Annotated in this window: 17 protein-coding genes and 1 pseudogene; 3 read left to right on the top strand and 15 right to left on the bottom strand. The window is 41.8% G+C overall.

Features of this window, described 5'->3' with window-relative positions; genetic code table 11:
• The first annotated feature begins 45 nt into the window (after nt 1–45).
• Entirely contained in the window at nt 46–915 is an 870-nt protein-coding gene (locus AC27EF_RS08130; protein ID WP_487110177.1) for a helix-turn-helix domain-containing protein, read from the top strand.
• 36 nt (nt 916–951) lie between these two features.
• Here AC27EF_RS08130 and AC27EF_RS08125 read toward each other — a convergent pair whose 3' ends face one another.
• The 10 genes and pseudogenes from AC27EF_RS08125 to AC27EF_RS08080 all read right to left on the bottom strand — a co-directional run bounded on the left by AC27EF_RS08125 (nt 952) and on the right by AC27EF_RS08080 (nt 11,643).
• A complete protein-coding gene (locus AC27EF_RS08125) occupies nt 952–1,320 on the bottom strand; it encodes a helix-turn-helix domain-containing protein (RefSeq protein ID WP_487110176.1) in 369 nt (122 codons plus the stop codon).
• A gap of 219 nt (nt 1,321–1,539) precedes the next feature.
• Nucleotides 1,540–2,670 carry a C40 family peptidase gene (locus AC27EF_RS08120; protein WP_487110174.1) on the bottom strand — a complete coding sequence of 377 codons (1,131 nt, stop codon included), beginning with the start codon at nt 2,668–2,670 and terminating at the stop codon, nt 1,540–1,542.
• A 175-nt stretch (nt 2,671–2,845) separates the two neighbouring features.
• Nucleotides 2,846–4,129, bottom strand: a complete 1,284-nt coding sequence (locus AC27EF_RS08115; protein WP_487110172.1) for an amidohydrolase family protein — start codon at nt 4,127–4,129, stop codon at nt 2,846–2,848.
• A gap of 3 nt (nt 4,130–4,132) precedes the next feature.
• On the bottom strand, nt 4,133–4,975 hold the full coding sequence (locus tag AC27EF_RS08110; protein ID WP_487110170.1) for a purine-nucleoside phosphorylase: 843 nt from the start codon (nt 4,973–4,975) through the stop codon (nt 4,133–4,135).
• 142 nt (nt 4,976–5,117) lie between these two features.
• Nucleotides 5,118–5,474 carry a 50S ribosomal protein L20 gene (gene rplT / locus AC27EF_RS08105; RefSeq protein WP_487110168.1) on the bottom strand — a complete coding sequence of 119 codons (357 nt, stop codon included), beginning with the start codon at nt 5,472–5,474 and terminating at the stop codon, nt 5,118–5,120.
• A gap of 28 nt (nt 5,475–5,502) precedes the next feature.
• Complete coding sequence (rpmI, locus tag AC27EF_RS08100) at nt 5,503–5,700, bottom strand: 50S ribosomal protein L35 (RefSeq protein WP_412229924.1); 198 nt, start codon at nt 5,698–5,700, stop codon at nt 5,503–5,505.
• Between the two features lie 58 nt (nt 5,701–5,758).
• Nucleotides 5,759–6,253, bottom strand: coding sequence for a translation initiation factor IF-3 (gene infC, locus AC27EF_RS08095; RefSeq protein WP_487110304.1), 495 nt, complete (start codon nt 6,251–6,253; stop codon nt 5,759–5,761).
• A gap of 234 nt (nt 6,254–6,487) precedes the next feature.
• Nucleotides 6,488–9,151, bottom strand: coding sequence for a hypothetical protein (locus AC27EF_RS08090; protein ID WP_487110166.1), 2,664 nt, complete (start codon nt 9,149–9,151; stop codon nt 6,488–6,490).
• Between the two features lie 192 nt (nt 9,152–9,343).
• Nucleotides 9,344–9,472: pseudogene (locus AC27EF_RS08085) on the bottom strand (group II intron maturase-specific domain-containing protein); the annotation flags it as partial.
• A 578-nt stretch (nt 9,473–10,050) separates the two neighbouring features.
• A complete protein-coding gene (locus AC27EF_RS08080; protein ID WP_487110164.1) occupies nt 10,051–11,643 on the bottom strand; it encodes a peptide chain release factor 3 in 1,593 nt (530 codons plus the stop codon).
• 140 nt (nt 11,644–11,783) lie between these two features.
• Here AC27EF_RS08080 and AC27EF_RS08075 point away from each other — a divergent pair, with 140 nt between their 5' ends.
• Entirely contained in the window at nt 11,784–12,665 is an 882-nt protein-coding gene (locus AC27EF_RS08075; protein WP_487110162.1) for an aldose 1-epimerase family protein, read from the top strand.
• Between the two features lie 68 nt (nt 12,666–12,733).
• The gene (mnmL, locus tag AC27EF_RS08070) at nt 12,734–13,657 is read left to right on the top strand and encodes a tRNA modification radical SAM protein MnmL/YtqA (RefSeq protein ID WP_487110160.1); all 924 of its coding nucleotides are present in this window, start codon (nt 12,734–12,736) and stop codon (nt 13,655–13,657) included.
• 93 nt (nt 13,658–13,750) lie between these two features.
• Here mnmL and AC27EF_RS08065 read toward each other — a convergent pair whose 3' ends face one another.
• The 5 genes from AC27EF_RS08065 to gatA all read right to left on the bottom strand — a co-directional run bounded on the left by AC27EF_RS08065 (nt 13,751) and on the right by gatA (nt 19,042).
• Nucleotides 13,751–14,461, bottom strand: a complete 711-nt coding sequence (locus tag AC27EF_RS08065; protein ID WP_487110158.1) for an HAD family hydrolase — start codon at nt 14,459–14,461, stop codon at nt 13,751–13,753.
• The gene (locus AC27EF_RS08060; protein WP_487110156.1) at nt 14,462–15,247 is read right to left on the bottom strand and encodes an HAD-IIB family hydrolase; all 786 of its coding nucleotides are present in this window, start codon (nt 15,245–15,247) and stop codon (nt 14,462–14,464) included. It lies immediately after the preceding gene.
• 17 nt (nt 15,248–15,264) lie between these two features.
• Nucleotides 15,265–16,062 (bottom strand): Cof-type HAD-IIB family hydrolase, encoded by a 798-nt coding sequence (locus AC27EF_RS08055; protein ID WP_487110154.1) that lies wholly within the window; start codon nt 16,060–16,062, stop codon nt 15,265–15,267.
• A 68-nt stretch (nt 16,063–16,130) separates the two neighbouring features.
• Nucleotides 16,131–17,570: an Asp-tRNA(Asn)/Glu-tRNA(Gln) amidotransferase subunit GatB gene (gene gatB / locus AC27EF_RS08050; protein ID WP_487110153.1), complete on the bottom strand. Its 1,440-nt coding sequence runs from the start codon at nt 17,568–17,570 to the stop codon at nt 16,131–16,133.
• Nucleotides 17,570–19,042, bottom strand: a complete 1,473-nt coding sequence (gene gatA, locus AC27EF_RS08045) for an Asp-tRNA(Asn)/Glu-tRNA(Gln) amidotransferase subunit GatA (protein WP_487110151.1) — start codon at nt 19,040–19,042, stop codon at nt 17,570–17,572. Before gatA ends, gatB begins: the two co-directional genes overlap by 1 nt.
• Nucleotides 19,043–19,047: the final 5 nt, after the last annotated feature.

The following is a 19,047-nucleotide window of genomic DNA, read 5'->3' as shown; positions in this document are numbered from 1 at the left end:
ATCTTATGGTATGATATGGTTAACAAAAAGAAAGGAGGGCTCCCTATGGAACACATGAATCCTTTTATATCAGAACATCATCCGGATTTGGAATTTATTCAGACTTGCTGTAAAAATTACTACTGCAGCAACTTATCCGTTTTACATCTGGTCACCAAACAGAATCATACTTCTCCCCCTCATTGCCACAGCCATGAAGATTATGAATTTTTGATTCCGCTGACTCCTTTTCCGGTATTGATCCACGGCGACTCTCTCCATTTCGGAGAAGTTGGATACTGTTATCCTTTTGAGAGCCGACAGTCACACGGATCCAAATTTTGTCTCTCCGATGCTTCCTATGACAACATTATCATTAAGAAAACATTTTTTGAAAAAATTGCACAGGAAAAAGGATTGGAACAGCTTCACTTTGGAGAAAGGTTTTCTGTTTCCGAGGAATTAAAGTCTTATATTGCTTTTTTCAAAGAAGAATATTCCAAAGGCGTCTACCGGGATTCCAAGAAACTCGATGCGCTCGCTTTTTTAATTGCATCTATTTTGCTGGAGGACAGTACAAATTCTAACGCAAACTACAACCAGCAGCCATCTGCTTACCAGAAGGGCATTTATCAGGTCGTTTCTTATATTCACGCAAATTATCACAAAGACCTTATGCTGGATGATCTGGCTTCTATGTGCAATTTGTCAAAGAATTATTTTATCACCGCATTTAAGAAATACATCGGAACTTCTCCATATTTTTATATCAACCGTCTCCGTATTTCAAAAGCAAAAGTCCTGTTGGATTCTTCCAATTTTTCCATTCAGGAAATTGCAAAAAAGTGCGGTTATCAGCGGAGTAATTCGTTTACAACAACATTTAAATCTTTTACAGGTTTGACCCCTTCCCAATACCGAAGAAAGGAAAAATAAAAATCATCCGTAAATTTTTTATTTTACGGATGATTTTTATTGATTTTTCTTGAAATTCCCTCTGCGGTTTTCCATAAGACTGCCTGCCAAACTCGCCACTGTATCAACAATAATTCTCCGTTCCCCTGCCTCACATTGTTCCAGAACGATTCCAAGTTCTGTCATCAGAACATCCTGCTCCTTATGCTCCGGATAGCTGTCCGCCAACAGCTCATCCAGAGTTACATCCAACGCCTGCGCAATGGACATCAATACACTGAGCGAAACCGTTTTCTTAGCTCTCTCGATATTCGACATATACGGTACCGAAATATCAATCTTTTCTGCCAGCCGCTGCTGCGTCATTCCTCTCCGTTCTCTAATTTTCCTGATCCTTACTCCCAGAGCTTTATAATCTACTGCCATGTCTACTCTCCATTTCATTCTTCTACTCTGATTTTAGTATGAATCACAAACACAGAACATAATCCAAAAGAATACCAATTTTTCTTATAGAAAATCAAGAGAAATTTCCCACAGAAAGAACCAAGCGGACAAGTCCGGACTTTAGCCCAGCCATCACAAAAAGTCTCAGCTATTACTTTTATAGCTGAGACTCCCAATTCCTACCAGTTAATTTTCGTATTAAAGAATTCTTCTGGCACATACAGGTGTTCTGTAATTTACACTTGAAATTTTAATTCCTCCTTTTGGATATGGAGCTGAATTGCTGGCATGAACCACCTGTCCGCCGCCAATGTACAAAGCTACATGATTAATTCCTCCGCCATTTCCATAAAAGACCAAATCTCCCGGCTGCAAATTGCTTGTGGAAACACTGACTCCGTTTCCAGCCTGAGAACTTGAAGTACGACTGATACTATATCCGAATTTTGCATAAATCTGCTGTGTAAATCCAGAACAATCAATTCCGTTGGTTAAACTGTTTCCTCCATAACGATATGGATTTCCGACAAATTGCTGTGCATAGCTGGCAATTCGGCTTCCTGTTGCGCTTCCCTTCGCAGAAGATACAGCGCTGGATCCTGCGGAAGAACTTCCTCCCTGAGATGAGCTTCCAGAAGAACTGCTCTGAGAAGTTCCTGAGGACTGCTCTGACTCGGAAGCGCTTTGCGCTGCTCTGGCTGCCGCCTCTTTTGCTGCCTGTTCTTCTCGTTTTCTCTGCTCTTCTGCTCTGATCTGTTTCATAGATTTGGCTTTTCCGAATTTATACGTCACTTTTGCATAATCTTTTGAAACATATCCTGTCTTGCCGTCTACCTTTACTTTTGCCCACTCATCGTTCTGATTCTTTACTTTCAGCTGTTCATCTTCAGAAACCAATGTGACAATATCGGAATCCGTGGAAGCCTTCTGACGCACCCTTAAGGTCTCTGTCTGAACCTTTGCAACCTTTTTTACATTTTTCTCTGCAAACTGCTCCACATCTTCTCCAAAAACAAGATAATCATTTTTCACATATCCTGTCACACTGCCGGATTTAATTTTGGACCATTCCTGTCCTTTCTCTAAAACTTCCGCCATGTTTCCTTTTTTCATTTTTCCTATGATTTTGGCATTGAGACTTCCTTTTTTTCGGATATTTAATGTAGTATTGGAACGAACGTCGGCAACTGCCTTGTTCTCATAAGCGCTTTCCTGTTTCTGCGCAGAAGCTTCATTTTTTTTCTCGGCAGCTGCTGCCGGAGTTGTCATCAATACGGATGCCGCCATAGCGGTAACCGCCATTGACAATCTCATTTTCTTTGCAATCATTGTTCTCCTCCTGTAAATGTTACATTTTTGTTAACTCGAACATGATTGTATTATAGCACGTTTTCCCTCTAAGTCAACCTTTTATTCAATATTTTTGTAATAATTTCGTAATAATTATTTGTTATTTTGTAACATATTGTCAAGAATTGGAACTTTGTGTAAACCAAGGAATTTTTTAATGTGATCTGACAATCCGATTCACAATTTCTTCCGCCTTTGCATAGACCGACTCTGGATCACTCCCAATATAAAATTCTCCGTCCTCATATAGAATTTTCCCCGCCACCATTGTCAGTTTTACATTCTGCTTGCTTCCACTGTAAACAAGATTTTTCGATAGATTGTAAAGCGGTCGCATATTCGGCTGCTGTAAGTCAATCATAATCAAATCTGCCTGCTTTCCTTCTGCCAGAATATCACATTCGGTCAAATTCATCGCCTTGGCTCCTCCTGTTGTCGCCATGTGAAGAACCCGGTCCGCATCCACTGCACTCGCATCCCCCTCTCTGTATTTCGCCAGCGCCGTGACCAAAAACATTTCCCGAAACATATCCAGACAATTATTGCTTGCAGGCCCATCCGTTCCAATCGCCAACGAAATCTCCTTCTCCATCATCTGCGCGATCGGCGCTATTCCGCTGGCAAGCTTTAAATTGGAGGCAGGATTGGTAATCACTGCCATTTTCTTCTCTCTTACAATTTCCAGGTCTTCCTCTGTCATATGGACACAATGATAGAATCCGCCGCCATGGTCCAACAATCCCAGATGCTCCATGTATGCAGTGGGCGTCATCCCCGTTTTTGTTATGCATTGCTCAACCTCCGATCGACTTTCGGAATTGTGAGTGTAAACCGGAGCAGAATATTTCTTGGAGAGTCCGGCAATTCCCTCCAACGTCTCTCTGCGGTTGGTATACTCAGCATGAAAACCCAGTTCAAAATGAATCAGATCATGATTTCGGTGAAATTTCTGATACCACCGCTCCAATTCTTCCACAGACTGAGTAAAGTCGTTCACCGCTCCTACAATCACCGTCCGGTATCCACAGTCCTCCGATGCCTGTGCAATCGTATCCGGAGTCAGATACATATCACAATTTGCAGTTATCCCGCTGGTTAAATACTCCATCACAGCCAATTTGGAAAGATGATAAATATCCTCCGGCGTTAGTTTTGCCTCGTAGGGAAATACCTGATCATTCAGCCAGGAAAGAAGCGGCAGATCATCCGCATGGGATCTCAAGAAAGTCATCGCCGAGTGGGTGTGTGCATTTTTAAATCCCGGCAGAATCAAATTTCCTTTTACATCCATCTGTCGCTCCCACTTGTGTTGTGCCGCTTCCTTTTCCGCAGGTTTCCCTACATATCGTATTTTACTTTTATCAATCCACAGTTCTCCGTCAAAAGGTTCTCTGCCCATTTCCATCGTCAGAATTTTTGCATGATACATTCGGATCATCTTCTATTTCTCCTTCATCCACTCTCCGATCTTAACAATTGATTCCGTCACCAGCTTTTCAAACTGCGGAGCCGCTTGATCTGCCATTTTCTGTACATCCTCATGGCTCAGAGATTCACCGGAAAGCCCGGCAGCCTGATTGGACACACAGGAAATTCCGCAAATTTTCATTCCCATATGATTTGCCGCAACCGCTTCACATGCAGTGCTCATCCCAACAGCATCTGCCCCCAGCGCCCTGCACATTCTGATTTCTGCCGGAGATTCAAAGTTCGGACCGCTCAACTGAATATAAGTGCCTTTCTTCAAAGAAATATGGAGTCTTTTGGCGCTGTCTTTCAAAATCTCCTGTAATTCTTCATCGTAGATATGACTCATATCCGGAAACCGCTCTCCCAGCTGTGAAAGATTGGGACCGATCAGCGGAGATGGAACAAAACTTGAAATTTGATCGGTTATCATCATAAAATCTCCCGGTCCGAGATCCTCGGCAATTCCGCCGGAGGCATTGGTCAAAAACAGGACCTCGGCGCCCAGCATCCCCATCAGACGAATCGGCAGTACCACATCTTCCATCGAATATCCCTCATAATAATGAACTCTGCCTTCCATAACCACCATCGGCACTCCCTGCACATATCCCAACAAAAAACGCCCTTTATGTCCGGGAACCGTAGACACTGGAAATCCTTCTATCTCATGGTAATCCACAATACATTCCACTTCCACATTATCTGCATATCCCCCCAGTCCTGATCCGAGCACCAAAGCCACCCTTGGACGAAATTCTGTTTTCTTTCGCACACATTCAAAACATCGTGTTAATTTTTCACAGGCCTCTGTCATTTTTCCATCTTCCTTTCTCTCACTTTGAACGAAACAGACAGCTTCGCTCAGATTTGCATGTCCCCACGCTCATTCTTTTTCCAAAAGAAAAAGAGCCATGATAACTTCCATATCATAACTCTCTTTTTGTGATAGCGCTTTCTTAAGCTAATTTTTCTTTTGCCACTGCTACCAATGCTGTGAATGCTTCCGGCTCGCTGATTGCCATCTCGGACAACATTTTTCTGTTCACTTCAACACCGGCTAATTTTAATCCGTGCATAAACTTACTGTAAGACAGACCATTCATTCTTGCTGCTGCATTAATACGAGCAATCCATAACTGTCTGAACTGACGTTTTCTCTGTTTTCTTCCTGCATAAGAACTGGTTAAAGCTCTCATCACAGACTGTTTTGCAACTCTGTACTGCTTAGATCTTGCTCCTCTATAACCTTTTGCCAGTTTTAATACTCTATTGTGTTTTTTCTTTGCGTTCATTCCGCCTTTAATTCTTGCCATCTCTTACGTTACCTCCTTAACAATCAATTTACAGATATGGTAAAATCTTCTTCATATTCTTTTCGTTTGTTGCATCTGTCATTGCAGATTTCCTTAAATTTCTCTTTCTCTTTGGAGATTTCTTTGTTAAGATATGGCTCTTGTATGCCTTATTTCTTTTTAACTTTCCAGTTCCTGTTTTTTTAAATCTCTTTGCAGCTGCTCTACATGTCTTCATTTTTGGCATGGTAATTTCCTCCTTAATCCTTCTTGTATCTACTCATATTTGAATATCTGCTTCACTCCTAATTTTTCGGAGCTAAAAACATCGTCATGCTTCTTCCTTCAAACTTCGGTTTCTTATCCACAGTGGCAACATCTTCCAGAGCCTTTGCAAAGTCATCCAGAATCCCTTTGCTGGAGTTCACATGCGCAAGCTCTCTTCCTCTGAATCGAAGTGTAACCTTCACCCGCGCTCCTTTTGTCAAGAATTTCTTTGCATGATTAATCTTTGTATTCAAGTCATTCGTGTCAATATTCGGTGACATGCGAACTTCCTTGATATCGATGACTTTCTGTTTTTTCTTTGCCAGCTTTTCTTTTCTGGTCTGTTCATATTTATACTTCCCGTAATCAATAATCTTACAAACCGGTGGTTTTGCCTTCGGAGAAATCTTTACCAGATCTAATCCTGCCTCATCTGCCAATTTCTGCGCTTCCCTTGCGGACATAATTCCAAGCTGTTCGCCATCATTTGCGATCAGACGTACTTCCTTATCTCTGATCTGTCCGTTAATCATTAACTCGCTAATAATTACACCTCCATAATTGTGATAAAAAAAGTGGATAGTTATAAGACTATCCACAATAAATTCAAGCATGATCAAGATACATCATATTCTTAAATATTAACCCAAGTCACTTCCATTGCTCTTATGTGCTAAGGTGAGAGTGGATACTCTTCTTTGTTGTTCCAGTTGTTTCATACAACTTCTGATATCATACCATGTTTCTGATATATCTGTCAACTATTTTTATTTCTTTTTTGCAGCAATGGTTGTATAAACCCGTTTTCCATTTTTCATTTTATAACCTTTTAAACGGAATCTATAACTTGTTCCAGTTTTTGCCTTCTTGCTTGTATAAGTAATTGTACCACCTTTTTTGATCGTCTTGACTTTCTTATACGGTTTTTTCCCAGACTTCAAATACAGAACATATCCATCATAACCTGCAATATTTTTATAGGTTACTTTAATCGTTTTTCCTTGGTTTTTACCAGTTGCACGGTAAGCTTTCCAGTATTTCCGTACCGTTTTCTTTCCTTTTTTCAAGTTGCGGTAAGGTTTTACCTTAAATTTATAAGATTTTCCTGATTTTACATAAACCGTTGCAGATTTTTTCTTACCGACTGTTTTGATCTTCTTATATTTGCCATCTCCTGCTTTTGCATAGATTACAAATCCATCGGCACTCCTCTTTCTCCACCATGAAACTTTGATTTTTCTGGTAGAAGAATAGTGATATGTCGGTTTAGCCACAGGTTTTGTTGGTGTCGTTGGTTTGGTTTCCTCTTTGGTATCCGCATACACCAACGCATAGGTTGAAAACTTATCTGTCTCAAATGTTACAATTCCTTTTTCATATTTGGTTGTCAGTTTTTCCGCTTTTCCATTATGTACTCGTACTACACTAAAGGTTCTTCCATCTTTCTGCAAATCTTTTGGCACTGCAATCTGGAATCTGATAGGTTTTGCAAGCTGTGTTAAGTTTCCGATTTCCTGATTCTCTATCTTTAACACAACTGATAAGTCCAAATAAGAAGCTACAGTTTCATTTTTTGCAGCCTGTGCAATCTTTTCTACCTCTGCTTTTGGGACATCAGCTTCTTTCACTTTTTCTACAACGATTTCTGAATTAATTGTCTGATTTTCACTCACTGCTTTCTCAATTTTCTCAACCGTCGCCTGATCCAAACCTGTACTCTGGTCTCCTGTAATGACCTTAGATACAAGATCTTCTACTTCCGATTTAACTACATCTGCGGCTGTCCCATCCGTTCCGATTTCCACCTGATCTACCGGTTTTGACGGATCAATAGAAGGAATTTCCGGTTCATTGACTTCATATCCTGCAATTTTTACCGGTGCAATTTCTTCTCCCTTTTGTGCAAATGCGGTCTGACCACCGACTACGACTTTCGCGTCTTTCGCTATCCAGCTCCAACCATCTGCTAAAGGAACATTTCCTAAGACTGTACCTTCTTTTGCAACTACAGATTCAATCTTTGGTAATTCAAATGTCTCCCCTGTTTGCTGTTTCAGTTTGTTTATCAAGCCACCATTTTTGTCATATGCAAACACCTCTAAACCTGATTCTCTGGCAGTATTGGAAGATGCCGCTCCTTCATCTTTTCCATGAAACGTATAATCAATATTCTCTCTTTCTGGATTCAATGCGTAATAAGTTTTTCCATCCACAGTGACTGTTCTGGTATTACCATTTAGTCCCGTTGTTCCAAAGATTCCAGTATCAGAATCATGGAATTTCACTTTTCCAAGAGTTGAATAATAAGTATTCACCCCGTCTACTTTCTCAATTTTCTCCACTGCAGAGTGCTTTTGTGTACCATTATACACTCCATGATCAAAGACAGAACTATACACTTCGGAAACCACAAGAAAATATGCAACATTCTCGCTGAAAGAAGCATCGTCAACTGAAATCTTCAGCTGTTTGTCATCATTCAGATGTGCCGTACACCCCTTGATTTCCTCCGCTTTTTTCATATTGTCATACCCGGTCACACCGTTTTTCAACTGAGCTTCTAATGTATCGTAGTTCTTACTATTATAGGAAACTCCACATAGTAAATGCGGTATTGAATCAGTCGAAAGCATCTGTGCTTCAGATAAATCCAGACCTGTTACTTCTACAGATGATGTCTTACTAATGCTATCATAACCGCTCACGTTCTTCACATGCTGCAGTCCGTAATCACTGCTCGTAGATACAGAACCGTTTCCAAATAAAATTCCAATATCTTTTCCTCGATAGGTTCCTTTGATCTTACAGTTATTAAATTTATAAGTACTATTTTTACATGGCTCATATCCAATCAGCAAACCATGGTATGTAGGACTGTCCATGGTAAGATCCAATGTGACGTTGTTCATTGTTGTATTGCCGGCAGGATACACAAGCACCGGAGACTCATTATTGGTGCCGGATTCCCATTGTAACTTTCCCGTGACCGTGATACCTGTATACTTATGGTCTGTTCCTCCCTGATCATAAGCAATTCTCGCATAGCCATTGTCAATATTGAATGTGAAGTTCTTTAGTTCTCCCCCATAAAACTTCTCAATTAAGTTACATCCCTTGGCTGCGTTGGAAATCACATACCCGTTTCCATCCAATTCCCCTTTAAATTTCTGAATATAACACTGATAATCCCTTCCTTCCATTAAAGTCCCCTGAGACAAATCAATATTATTTTCCAGCTGCGCATAGATGTATTGATCTTTTTGATTCAAGACACTGAGTCCTGCCGCACTGGAAATCTTGTACGGATTTTCCTTGGTACCACTGCCGGTGACTCCGCTTTGCGCAGCCATCGCAGGCACTTGATACGACAAGACCATCACAACTGCCAAACCCAGCGCAAGAATACGCTTACATACTTTTTTCATGTTCATAATTCCCTCCTTAATCTCTTTATTTATTATTCTAAATCTAATTATAGTCTTAATTATCTCTGTAGTCAAGTTCCGTTCCCCCTTTCATTTCGTATATTAATTTTAAAAAATATTCCAAGAACAATTCTAATACGCTCTCTTTTCGGAAAACACGTAAAATTAAGAAACTGTTGAGTATGCTAACTTCTTGTATACTCCTAGCTTTATTAAATTCTTCGCACGATTCTGTGGAGTTTTCCAGTGTTTCCATATACACATGCGTAATCGAAATCTTATATTACGGTCAAGCATGGCACATAGTCTCTTCATACTACCTATCTGCTTCATTAGATTACCTGTGTCCATGCGTTCTTTCCTTTCCGTCTCGCTTGATTTGACCACCTTTTACCCGACTGGTTACGGCAGATGTTGTCATTTCTGCAATACGAGACATACTCAAAAACTGATTGATTGTTCGCCCCTTCGCTCCATCCCCATTACAGAGACTTCTCCACTACTACGGACTTGGCTGACTTCTCACAGTTCATTGTTACTAGGCTAATGAAACCTCTATGAGACCTCCTCGCTTAAGGTGCGCGCTCTTTGCCTCCATATATCCGCCGCATTTGCTCTGCTGCTACAAATATGGTAGTTATTAGACTTCGTTGCTTCTAGCCAACTTATCTCTCGCAGCCTAGCCTTATATGCGATTTCTGTCCGTCGGACCAAAGGTTTGTTTACAGCTTCCTTCAGATTCCACCTCTCAGTGGACGCCCTTGCTGTTCGGCTATACATTTCCCACTACCTGAGCATGTTCGGGACTTACACCCATTAGAGCGCGCCCATGGCGCGCAAACTAAAAAAACTGCCACCAGTTTATCTAGTGGCAGAAATAGCTTTTTAACCTTCTGAAATTTTCGTTACTCTCTGCTGAATTCTTCCAACTCCAAGCCTTCATTTCGATCCAGTACAAATTGAATTCCCCATTCATTTTTGAACAAAAGAAGTGGATTCCCTTTCATATCCTTTACTTTCTTCACTTCTGCAACTCCGCGCAGCTTATTCATATCGGTATCTCGATCTTTGATCCAGCGAATTGCCTGATATGGAAGAGGCTCCAGACGAATCTCGCAATTATATTCATTTTCCAGACGGTACTTTAAAACATCAAACTGCAGAGTTCCCACAACTCCCACGATAATTTCCGCAAACCCGGCTTCATGCTCCTGGAAAATCTGAATCGCACCTTCCTGCGCAATCTGCTCTACTCCTTTTACAAACTGTTTTCGTTTCATGGAATCCAATTGGACGACACGGGCAAAATGCTCCGGCGCAAACGTCGGAATCCCTTCATATTCAAAATCATCTTTCGGAAGACACACCGTATCTCCAATGGAAAATACCCCGGGATCAAACACTCCGATAATATCTCCGGCATATGCCTCACTGACAATCTTTCGCTCCTGCGCCATAATCTGCTGTGGCTGTGACAGGCGCATTTTCTTTTTGGACTGTACATGTTTAACTTCCATATTTGCTTCAAATTTGCCGGAGCAAATCCGCAGAAAAGCAATTCGGTCCCGATGATTTTTATTCATATTTGCCTGAATCTTAAATACAAATGCAGAAAAGCCATTTTCAACCGGATCCACATCTTCTCCCTTAGAACTCCTTGAAAGCGGCTGATTTGTCATCTTAAGAAAATGCTCCAAAAACGGCTCGACGCCAAAATTGGTCAGTGCTGAGCCAAAAAATACAGGAGACAGCGCACCCTGCTGTACTTTTTCCATATCCAATTCTGCCGCTGCGCCGTCCAAAAGTTCAATTTCTTCCATGAGATTTTCATAGAAGTCTTCCCCGATCAGTTCTGCCGCATTCGCATCATCGGCGGATACAATCGTCTCTTTTGCCTCTTTTGCTCCCCCAGTGGAAACCGCCTCAAAACGGAGAATATTTCTGGAGGCTCTTTCAAAGACTCCTTTAAATTCTTTTCCACATCCAATCGGCCAGTTGATCGGACAAGTTTCGATCCCCAAAACCTTCTCAATATCATCCAATAATTCAAAAGTATCCTTGGCTTCCCGGTCCATTTTATTGATAAATGTAAAAATCGGAATATGACGCATGACACAGACTTTAAATAATTTTATTGTCTGCGGCTCCACTCCCTTGGAAGCGTCAATGACCATGACAGCACAGTCTGCCGCCATCAGGGTACGATAGGTATCCTCTGAAAAGTCTTCATGCCCCGGAGTGTCCAAAATATTAATGCACTTTCCTTCATATTCAAACTGCAATACAGAGGAGGTAACAGAAATCCCTCTCTCCTTTTCAATCTCCATCCAATCAGAAACCGCATGTTTTGAATTTGCTTTTCCTTTCACAGATCCTGCCGTATTGATTGCTCCGCCATATAACAGAAACTTTTCAGTCAATGTCGTTTTTCCCGCATCCGGATGCGAAATAATTGCAAAGGTCCTTCTGCGGCTGATTTCCTGTTCTATATTTCCCATGATCCAATCCTCTTTACCACTCTATTTTTTTGCATACTTAAACATATTAGCACAATTTTGTCAAGATTTCTACCGTCAGCATAAAATTTCATGTTATAATAAACATATCATTTTGACCAACTTTTCAAAGGAGGACGTATATGTCTGAAATTACTTTAAAAAATCAGAAAATCTCGGCTGTCTTTCGCTCCCTTGGAGCAGAATTGATTTCCCTCAAGGATCATGATCAATGCGAATATCTCTGGCAGGGAAACCCGGATTTTTGGAGCGGACAAGCTCCCGTACTTTTTCCGATCGTCGGATGTCTGAGAAACAACACCGCATCCATTTCCGGAAATAAAACCTGTTCTTTTCAACGACACGGTCTGGCAAGAAAATTAGAATTTTCCCTGCTTTCTCAGGAAGAGAACCGTGTCGTTTTTTCTCTGCGCGCCGACAAATCCACCCATACCGCCTATCCGTTCGATTTTGAACTGCAAATGATTTACCAGCTATTGGAAAAAGGCATTCAGGTGACACATAAGGTCATCAATCATGACACCAAAGAGATGCCTTATTTCGTAGGCGGACATCCTGCCTTCAACTGCCCTCTCTCTAAGGAGGAATCCTTTGAAGATTATATTGTAGAGTTTGAATATCCAGAAACCGCACAATGTGCCAGATTAGATAACAATGGACTGATTAATAATGCGGATCGAATTACAATCTTGCAGCAGTCATCGTCCCTGCCAATGAAGCACTCTCTTTTTTATGCAGATGCTTTAATCTTCGACCAATTAAAATCAAGAAAAGTGTCTTTAAGGCATAAGACAAAACAAAAAGGAATCTGCGTTACTTTTCCTGACTTTGATTATCTCGGTGTCTGGTCCAGCGCCAACGACGGACCTTTCGTTGCGTTAGAACCATGGAGCGGTACTTCCACCTGCAGCCATGAAGACGATGTATTTGAACACAAACGCAGCGTTCGCATATTAAAACCGCAGGAAGAAGAATCTCTTTCCTACGCCATTGAAATTTTATGAGATCTGCAAAAAATCGGTTAAAATATTCTTGCAGGAAAACAACAATTTTTGATACTTAGGAGAAACTTATGAATTGGCATGGCAGACGCTATTACTCTTTTGACAGCTTTTTAAAAAATTATTTTGGCAGAAAACTTTATAAGGTTTCTCTGGACGGAGGCTTCACCTGCCCCAATCGAGACGGAACCTTAGGAAGCGGAGGCTGTATTTTTTGCAGCGCCGGAGGTTCCGGTGAATTTGCCTCCGATCACCGACGTTCCATTACAGACCAAATCACTCAGGGAATCGGACTTGTCTCTCATAAAACCGACAGCACCCAATATATTGCATATTTCCAGGCATTCACAAATACCTACGGTCCAATCGAAAAGCTTCGTGCACTTTTTTATGAAGCCATCCGGGACCCAAGAATTTCTGCCCTTTCCATTGCCACAAGACCGGACTGCCTCTCCCCGGATGTTTTAGAGCTATTGCAGGAGCTTTGTCAGGAAAAACCAGTGTTCGTGGAATTGGGGCTGCAGACAATTCACCCAGACACCGCAGAGTTTATTCGGCGGGGATACCCATTATCCTGCTTTGAAACGTCTGTACATCATCTTCAAAAGATCGGTGTATTTATCATTGTTCATCTCATCTTAGGGCTGCCGGGCGAAACCGAAGAAATGATATTGGAATCCGTGCGATACTTAAATCAGCATCCCATTCACGGCGTAAAATTTTCTATGCTTCACATTCTGAAAAACACGGATCTGGCTGAACAATACCGAAAACATCCATTTCCCATTTTTACACTGGATGATTATGTTCAGCTGATTATAAAATGTATTGGAAATTTAAGAGATGATATTGTCATACACCGGCTCACCGGTGACGGTCCTAAGAATCTGCTGATTGCTCCCAGATGGAGTCTTCAAAAAAGAAAGGTACTAAATGAAATTTCTCATCAGTTAAAGATTCAAAACCTTCGTCAGGGAGATGCTGTTCAAAAATAAACAAAAACTACTGAAAGAAACGTCTTATCAAAAATACTCGAAGAATCTCCTTAACAGATTCTTCGAGTATAAAAACTTTCATCTGACATCTCTTCAGCATTCAGACACAATCTCTTGAATTTCTTTTCTCAATTCTTCTATATTTGAAACTTCGATCTCGGGTTTTATTCTGCCTTCCGGCATCGGTCGTCTCCGGTGGTTCATCCAGATCACATGCCATCCCGCATTTTTTGCTCCCACCACATCGACCTCAAAGGTATCTCCAATAAACCACGTATCCTTCGGCTCCAGTCCCATACTCTTCTCAACCGCATAAAATGCACGGGGATCCGGTTTCACAGCTCCGATAACATCAGAAATAAACATTGCCTCTTCGGAAAACCAACGATACAAATTTAAATTTTCAAGTTTCTTTCCCTGATTTTGGGCGGTTCCGTTGGTCAGAACTCCCATCCTGATGTTTCGACTTTTTAACCACTCCAAAATTTCCTGCATCTGTTCCGGTACGCAAATATGATTTTGATAATAACGATAGCGTTCTTCAAACTGTTTTGCTTCATCTCGGCTGACAGTTATTCCAAACTTCTCATAGGACTTTATCACTCGATAGGCAAACTCATCTTCTTTGGAAAGTTTTCCTTCCCGCACCATATAAAAAGCTTCATCACTGTAAATTCTGGACGCTTGAAACAATTCCCCGCAGTCTGCCTCTGTTCTTTGAGCAAACAGCTCCTCATGGGCTTTTTGAAATGGTTCCATCAAATCATACAGCGTATCATCCACATCAAAAATAAGATATTTCATTTAAATCAACCCCAGCTTTTCCAATCCCTGTGTAATTCCTTCTTCTTTCACAGTTCCGGTCACCATCGAAGCGGCCTGCCCGGCTTTGACACTATGTTTTGCCATCACAACTCCGGTTCCAACCATTTCCAGCATCTCCACATCATTATCAGAATCTCCGAATGCATAACTATCCTTTCGCGCAATCTCATAGTGATCAAGAGTCTGGGCAATGGCATCCCCCTTTGTAATCCCTTTTAAAGTCACATCAAAAAGCGGCTCACCCTCAAAAGGTTTGACAATGTGAAACTGATCGGAATATCGTTTTTTAAAATCCTCAAAAACTCTCTCATGCTCATAGTAGAACACAACCTTTGTTACATGCTCCTTCCAGCATTCCTTTCCGAACCTTGCAAACCAATGATCCGGAAAATCTAAAAATCGGCGAAATCTTTCATAGATTTCTCTATGTTGGAAAGCACTATATGTAACATTTTGGGTTTCCATCTGAATGGATACCCTCTCCGGCAAATAGCGTTCTAAAATTTCCCGAATCTGATGTTCTTTCAGGCATTCATCCCGAAGAATCTGCCCGTCAGCTTCGGCATAAGCTCCATTGCATGTAATTGCTCCCTGAAACAGATTCAGATCCTGTTCCAAAAAACGTTTGCTTCTTCCGGAACAGACCATCGTTAAATATCCATTGTTCTGCAATTTCTCCAAAGATCTCTTTGTTGTAGGAGTCGCAGTTAAAATCTGCTCCTCCGCGTCAATTGTTGTAAAATCATAATCAAAAAAAAACAACACCCTGATACTGTTTCATCTTAAATCAACCCCAGCTTTTCCAATCCTTGAGTAATGCCTTCTTCTTTCACGGTTCCGGTCACCATTGCGGCAACTTCGCCCACTGCGTCGCTATGACGTCCCATAGCAATTCCCGTACCTACGGCTTTCATCATCTCCACATCATTATCTGCATCCCCAAAGGCATAGCTGTCCTTCGGATCAATTCCAAGCTTTTCAATGAGTTCTGTAACTGCGTCTCCTTTGGTTACACCTTTTAACGTGATATCGAAGAAATTCTCTCTCACATGCTTTGCACATTCAAAATCATTGACAAATTCCTTCTTAAAATCTTCAAAAACGTCCGGTGACTTATAATTCATAACTAATTTTGCAATATGATTTTCTGTCTTTCGGAATTTCCATGGCGCATACCAGTGATCCGGCAGATTAAACAGACGGCAGAAATATGCAAAAAATTCCGCATCATTATGAAGATAATAAGTAACATCCTGTGTATCCATCTGAATGATCGTATCTCTCGGAAAATATTCATCAATCACTCGAAACAGCAATTCATCCGGAATGTAAATATCACGAATCACTTCCCCTGCAACCTCTGTGTAACTTCCGTTACAGGTAATTGCTCCCTCAAATTTCTCAATATCGTCCTCCAGAAAACGCTTGGTGCGCCCGGAACACAACATCGTCAAATATCCGTTTTGCTTTAATTTCTGCAGAGATTCCACAGTTGTCGCAGTTGCCGTTTTGATTCGGTCAACCTCATCAACCGTCGTTCCGTCATAGTCAAAAAATACAACACCTTTATATTGTTTCATAATACCTCTTTTCATTTACATTAAAAGCGAGCGCCCCGCTTCCAAAGTCCAAAGGGCGCTCGCTGATGTTACAGATTTCCTAAAATTTCATTTAAAATCTTATTTACCATTCCCGGATTTGCTTTTCCCTGGGTTGCTTTCATCGTCTGTCCTACGAGAAAACCAATGGCTTTTTTCTTGCCCGCCTTATAATCTTCCACAGACTTTGGATTCTCAGCCACAATCATCTCAATGGTCGTCCGCAAGGCGCCTTCATCATTCATTGATTTTAATCCGTGCGCCTCCACATAAGCTTCCGGATCAATATTCTCTTTAAAAATACGTTCAAAGACTTCTTTTCCGACCTTTCGGTTAATTTCATTTCCCTGAATCATTTGAATCAGCTTTGCCAGATGTTCCGGGGCAAATGCGATATCATCCAAGTCTGTTCCCGATTCATTCACCAGACGGATCGTCTCCCCCATCAGCCAATTGGATACTTCTTTCGGGTCAGAACCCAATGCAATGGTCTGTTCAAATAAATCTGCCAGATGTTTTGAGCCCGTAAGAATATCAATGTCATATTCTGGAAGATCGTATTCCTGTTTATACCGAATCTTTTTCTCATCCCGGAATTCTGGTTGTGCTGCTTTGATTTTATCAATCCATTCTTCGTCAATTACAACCGGAGGAAGATCCGGATCCGGGAAATAGCGATAATCCTGGGCATCCTCTTTTGACCGCATTGCATAGGATGCACCTTTGGCATCATCCCAACGCCTTGTTTCCTGAACCACCGGTTCCCCTGCTTCCAGTAAATCAATCTGGCGATTCTTTTCTCCCTCAATGGCTCTGCTGATCGCTTTAAAGGAATTCAGGTTTTTCATCTCTGTACGAGTTCCGAACTCCTCTGTTCCTGCTTCACGCACAGACAAATTCACGTCAGCTCTCATAGACCCCTCCTGCAGTTTGCAGTCGGAGGCTCCCAGATACTGGATCATTAAACGCAGTTTTTCAAGATACGCAATCACCTCATCTGCAGATCGCATATCCGGTTCTGAAACAATCTCGATCAGCGGTACTCCGGAACGATTAAAATCTACCAAGGAATCCCCAGTCCACGGATCATGTACTAATTTTCCGGCATCCTCTTCCATATGAATCTCATGAATCCGTATTGCCTTTTTCTTTCCCTCTGTCTCGATCTCTACTTTTCCGTTCCGACAGATCGGAAGATATAATTGGGAAATCTGATAATTTTGAGGATTATCCGGATAAAAATAATTTTTCCGGTCAAATTTACAAGTTCTTGTAATCTCACAGTCTGCCGCCAGTCCCACTGCCACGGCATATTCTACCACCTGTCGGTTTAACACCGGAAGAGATCCGGGCATTCCGGTACATACCGGACAGGTATGGGTATTTGGCGCTCCGCCGAATTCCGTACTGCAGCCGCAGAAAATTTTTGTCTTTGTCGCTAATTCTACATGAACTTCCAATCCGATGACTGTCTCATACTGTTTGCTCATTATCTGGCACCTCCCCTGCTTATCTCCGGAGCCTCATAGGTTCTCGTCTGTTCAAAGGCATAAGCCGTTCTGATGATTTTCTTTTCCTGGAAACAATCTCCGATCAGCTGCAGTCCGATCGGCATACCGCCTTGGTCCCTGCCGCATGGAAGAGAGATTCCCGGAAGTCCTGCCAAGTTCAGAGAAATCGTATAAATGTCCCCTAAATACATCTTAATCGGGTCATTTAGGCTTTCTCCTAAATTCGGCGCAGTAGTTGGTGCAGCAGGTCCTAAAATCACATCGTATTTCTCAAATGCTTTGTCAAACTCTTTCTTAATTAACGCTTTTGTCCGCAGCGCTTTTAAATAATATGCATCGTAATAACCGGAGCTTAATACAAAGGATCCAAGCATAATTCTTCGTTTTACTTCCGCTCCAAATCCTTCGGATCTGGTCTTTTTGTACATATTATGAAGTCCCTCGTAGTCTTTTGTGCGGTATCCGTATTTGACACCGTCAAAGCGGGAAAGATTCGAGCTTGCCTCTGCAGAGGCAATGACATAGTAAGCCGGAATCGCATATTCCACCAAATCCAGATCAAATTCCTCCACAACCGCGCCTTTTTCCTCTAATTTCTTTGCTGCCGCCAAAACGGCTTCTTTGACCTCGGCGTCTAATCCCTCTCCGAAATACCCTCTTGGAATACCGATTTTCATACCCTTTACATCATCAACTAAAGCCGAAGTAAAATCGTAATCTTCCAATTGCACCGACGTTGCATCTTTTGGATCATGCGACGCAATCACCTCCAGCAATGCCGCACAATCCGTAACGTCTTTGGCAAGCGGTCCGATCTGATCCAAAGAAGAACCATAGGCAATCAGCCCATAACGAGACACCGTTCCGTAGGTTGGCTTGATTCCTGTAACTCCGCAGTAAGAGGCAGGCTGACGGATGGACCCTCCGGTATCAGATCCCAGCGCCATAAAGCATTCATTGACTGCAACCGCTGCCGCTGATCCGCCGGAAGAGCCACCCGGGACTTTTTCCAGGTTCCATGGGTTCTTAGTCGCTCCGAATGCAGAGGTTTCTGTCGTACTCCCCATGGCAAACTCATCCATATTTGTTTTGCCGAGAAAAACGACTCCTTCTTTTCTTAAATTTTCCACAGCCTGTGCAGAATACGTCGGAACAAAGTTCTCTAAAATCTTTGAACTGCAGGTTGTCCGATACCCTTTGGTACAAATATTATCTTTGACTGCCATCGGTACCCCTGCCAGAGGCCCCGTATAGATCCCCTCCTCAATTCCTTTCTGCACTTCTTGCGCCCGCTTCAGTGCGCTTTCTTCATCATAAGAAACGTAACTGTTGATCTTCGGGTCCAGTGTCTTTATTTGAGCCAGCGCAGCCCTTACCGCTTCTTCCACGGAAATTTCATTGTTTTTTATCTTCTTGCCTAATTCAACGGCAGTGAAATCTAATATGTTCATTTTCT

It is taken from the genome of Anaerostipes stercorihominis (genome assembly GCF_057535655.1).
The sequence above is the reverse complement of the archived record's forward strand: the minus strand, read 5'-3'. Positions and strand labels throughout refer to the sequence as shown.

Excerpts from the sequence above, each read along its gene's own strand:
- AC27EF_RS08125 (WP_487110176.1), bottom strand. The coding sequence starts at position 1,320 with ATGGCAGTAGATTATAAAGCTCTGGGAGTAAGGATCAGGAAAATTAGA.
- AC27EF_RS08120 (WP_487110174.1), bottom strand. The coding sequence starts at position 2,670 with ATGATTGCAAAGAAAATGAGATTGTCAATGGCGGTTACCGCTATGGCG.
- AC27EF_RS08055 (WP_487110154.1), bottom strand. The coding sequence starts at position 16,062 with ATGAAACAATATAAAGGTGTTGTATTTTTTGACTATGACGGAACGACG.
- AC27EF_RS08080 (WP_487110164.1), bottom strand. The coding sequence starts at position 11,643 with ATGGGAAATATAGAACAGGAAATCAGCCGCAGAAGGACCTTTGCAATT.
- AC27EF_RS08115 (WP_487110172.1), bottom strand. The coding sequence starts at position 4,129 with ATGATCCGAATGTATCATGCAAAAATTCTGACGATGGAAATGGGCAGA.
- rpmI (WP_412229924.1), bottom strand. The coding sequence starts at position 5,700 with ATGCCAAAAATGAAGACATGTAGAGCAGCTGCAAAGAGATTTAAAAAA.
- mnmL (WP_487110160.1), top strand. The coding sequence starts at position 12,734 with ATGAATTGGCATGGCAGACGCTATTACTCTTTTGACAGCTTTTTAAAA.
- AC27EF_RS08090 (WP_487110166.1), bottom strand. The coding sequence starts at position 9,151 with ATGAACATGAAAAAAGTATGTAAGCGTATTCTTGCGCTGGGTTTGGCA.
- AC27EF_RS08065 (WP_487110158.1), bottom strand. The coding sequence starts at position 14,461 with ATGAAATATCTTATTTTTGATGTGGATGATACGCTGTATGATTTGATG.
- AC27EF_RS08130 (WP_487110177.1), top strand. The coding sequence starts at position 46 with ATGGAACACATGAATCCTTTTATATCAGAACATCATCCGGATTTGGAA.
- gatA (WP_487110151.1), bottom strand. The coding sequence starts at position 19,042 with ATGAACATATTAGATTTCACTGCCGTTGAATTAGGCAAGAAGATAAAA.
- rplT (WP_487110168.1), bottom strand. The coding sequence starts at position 5,474 with ATGGCAAGAATTAAAGGCGGAATGAACGCAAAGAAAAAACACAATAGA.
- gatB (WP_487110153.1), bottom strand. The coding sequence starts at position 17,570 with ATGAGCAAACAGTATGAGACAGTCATCGGATTGGAAGTTCATGTAGAA.
- AC27EF_RS08075 (WP_487110162.1), top strand. The coding sequence starts at position 11,784 with ATGTCTGAAATTACTTTAAAAAATCAGAAAATCTCGGCTGTCTTTCGC.
- infC (WP_487110304.1), bottom strand. The coding sequence starts at position 6,253 with ATGATTAACGGACAGATCAGAGATAAGGAAGTACGTCTGATCGCAAAT.
- AC27EF_RS08110 (WP_487110170.1), bottom strand. The coding sequence starts at position 4,975 with ATGACAGAGGCCTGTGAAAAATTAACACGATGTTTTGAATGTGTGCGA.